This is a genomic window from Longimicrobium sp. (genome assembly GCF_036554565.1).
Classification (GTDB): Bacteria; Gemmatimonadota; Gemmatimonadetes; order Longimicrobiales; family Longimicrobiaceae; genus Longimicrobium.
The window spans coordinates 1-2,842 of record NZ_DATBNB010000518.1 but is presented as its reverse complement, the minus strand read 5'-3'; the positions used below and the strand labels follow the sequence as shown (position 1 = coordinate 2,842).

The 2,842-nt window shown below is 75.3% G+C and carries 3 protein-coding genes; all 3 read right to left on the bottom strand.

Annotation, left to right across the window (positions count from 1 at the left end; genetic code table 11):
• On the bottom strand, nucleotides 1-995 hold a 995-nt coding region (locus VIB55_RS14225), incomplete at its 3' end, for an oligosaccharide flippase family protein (protein WP_331877317.1).
• A 125-nt stretch (nucleotides 996-1,120) separates the two neighbouring features.
• Nucleotides 1,121-1,966, bottom strand: coding sequence for a glycosyltransferase family 2 protein (locus tag VIB55_RS14220; RefSeq protein WP_331877316.1), 846 nt, complete (start codon nucleotides 1,964-1,966; stop codon nucleotides 1,121-1,123).
• Nucleotides 1,963-2,842, bottom strand: an 880-nt coding sequence (locus VIB55_RS14215; protein ID WP_331877315.1) for a GDP-mannose 4,6-dehydratase, incomplete at its 5' end; no start/stop codon positions are given. The genes VIB55_RS14215 and VIB55_RS14220, both read right to left, overlap by 4 nt.

The window sequence follows — 2,842 nt, the reverse complement described above, 5'->3', positions numbered from 1 at the left end:
AGCAGCGCCACCGCCGCCACCCCGCGCTCCAGCAGCTGGCCGAGCCGCGCGCCGTCGCGGCGGGGGACGGCCGCGAAGGCAGGAAAGAGCACCGTCACCACCGCCCCGGAAGCGATCCCCAGCCGCAGGGCCACCTCCTGGCCGGTGCCGTAGTACGCGGCCGCGGCGGCGGACGCCATGCCGGCCACCACGAACCGGTCCAGGTACACCAGCAGCGGCGAGACGATGGCGCTCACGGTGGCCCAGCCGCCGTAGGCCAGCAGCGGCTTCACCAGCCTGCGGTGCATGCGCGGGGTGCGCAGGCGGGGGATCTCGCGCGCGCAAAGCGCGGCCAGGGCGCACCAGCTGGCCACCCGCGCCGCGCACAGCACGCCCACCACGGGCACCAGCCCCGGCGCCAGGGCCAGCGCGGCCACCGGGCCCAGATAGGTGAGCGCCGCGGTGGGCATGGCCACCGCGTTCACCAGGCCGAAGCGGCGGCGCGCCTCCAGCACCCCTCCCAGCACCGGCGCGGTGACCGTAAAGGGCAGCGCCAGCGCCAGCAGCCGGAAGGCGGAGGCCGCTTCGGAAGCCATGGCGGGAGGCACGTGGATGCCACGCGCGATCGGGGCGGCGAAGACGAAGAGGGCCCCGGCCGCGGCGGCGCCCAGGGCGCCGCTGATGGCCAGGGCCGTCCACACCACGGGGGCCAGCACCCGCGAGTCCCGGCGGCGCTCGGCCGAGGCGTGCCTCGCCACGGCGCGCCCCAGCCCCAGCTGCAGGAGCGCGGCGTAGCCGACCACCGTCCACGCCAGGATCAGCACCCCGAACCGCTCCGGGCCCAGCCCCGAGGCGATCCGCGGGATGGCGGCGAGGGCGAGGGCGGCGGGGATGCCGGCGCCCGCGAGCGTGTAGGCGATGCCCCGCCGGTTGGAGCCCGGCGGAAGCCAGCGCGGAAGCCAGCGCGGCAGCCGCCCGGCGGGAGCCGCCCGCGGCGGCGGAGAAGACGGGGGCACCTCGCGGCCGGGATTCAGGGGGACGGGAATCAGGGGGAAAGGTGGCGATACTCGAAGTAGCGGTACCCGCCCATGGCCGCCCAGCACCCCAGCCCGTAGCAGATTCCCGAAAGCGCCCGGATCGCCTACCCCCGTCCCCGCAGCACCGAGAGGGGGAGCAGCGGCACCGACGCACCCATCCGCAGCGTGGCGCGCGCCAGCCGCCCGGCCGGCGCGCGCGTGGACCGCGGAAGCGCGTACTCGCAGTGCAGCGCCGTGTTTCCGCCCCGGAAGGCCCGCCGGAGCACCCACCCCACGCGGGCCCGCGCCGGGGATACGTGCTCGCAAGCAACCGCGGCGGGAGCGGAAACGATCAGCGCCCCCTCGCGCGCGGCCCGCAGGAAGAAGAGCGAGTCTTCGCCCCCGGAAAGCCCGAACGCGGGGTCGAACGGCCGTCCCCCCGCCAGCAGACCGGCGCGCACCAGGACGTTGTTGGTGGACGCCACGGGAAGCCGCGTACCCCGCGCGGGAAGCGAAACCCCGTACACCCACGCGCCCGAGAGCCAGGCGGGGGTCCCCGGCTGGAAGCAAGGCACCACCCTTCCCTGCACCACGTCGGCGCCGCTGGCCGCCTGCGCGTCGAGCAGCTCGTCCAGCCACTCCGGCGACACCGTCTCGTCGTCGTCCACGAACGCCACGAAGTCGGCGCCGGCCTCCAGTGCCCGGGCCACGGCGCGGTTGCGCGCGCCCGCGATGTTGCGCTCCGCCTCCACCACGTAATGCAGGGGCCAGGGAAGCGAACCCGCCGCCTCGCGGCACACCCCGCGGGCGCTCTCCCGCGCGTCGTTGTCGGCGGCCACCACCACGACCTCCGCCGCGCGGCGGGAAAACGCCAGGGCGCCCAGGCTGGCCAGGAGCGCCGACAGCCCTTCGGGCCGGCGGAAGGTGGCGATGCAGACGGCGACGCGCGGCATGGCCCCCGGAAGCGTCACCCGCGCGGCTGGGCGCGGAACCACTCCACGAACTTCGGAATTCCTTCCTCGATCCGCGTGGTGGGGGAGTATCCCAGCAACCGGCGCGCGCGGGTGATGTCGGCGCAGGTGCGTTCCACGTCGCCCGGCTGCGCGGGAAGCCGCCGCAGCACGGGCTGCACGCCCAGGGCCCCCGACAGCAGCTCCACCAGGCGCGAAAGGGGGATGGTGTCGTTTTCGCCCAGGTTCACCACCTCGAAGCACCCCGGGTGGGCTTCGGCGTAGTCTACGGCGCCGTGCACCCCCTGCACGATGTCGTCGACGTAGGTATAGTCGCGCCGCGTGGACCCGTCGCCGAAGAAGGGGATGGGCTCGCCCGCCGCCATCAGCCGCGCGAACTTGTGGATGGCCAGGTCCGGCCGCTGCCGGGGGCCGTAGACGGTGAAGAAGCGCAGGCACACCACCGCCAGCCCGTACAGGTGGGCGTAGGCGTGGCACATCAGCTCGCCCGCGCGCTTGGTGGCCGCGTACGGCGAGATGGGGGCCGCCGCCGGGTCGTCCTCGCGAAAGGGCACCTCGGCCCGGTCGCCGTACACGCTGGAGCTGGACCCGAAGACGAACGACCCCGCCCCCAGCTGGCGGGACAGCTCCAGGACGCAGGCGGTGCCGTCCAGGTTCACCTGCGAGTACAGCACCGGCTCCGCGATGGAGGGGCGCACCCCGGCGCGCGCGGCCAGGTGCACGATTCCCCGCACCTGCCCGGCGCCCACCCCCGCCCGCGCCAGCCCGGCCAGCATGCCGGGCAGGTCGCGGATGTCGGCCTCGACGAGCGTGAACGCGGGCGACGCGGCCAGGGCCCGGACCGTTTCGCGCTTGATGGCGGGGTCGTAGAAGTCG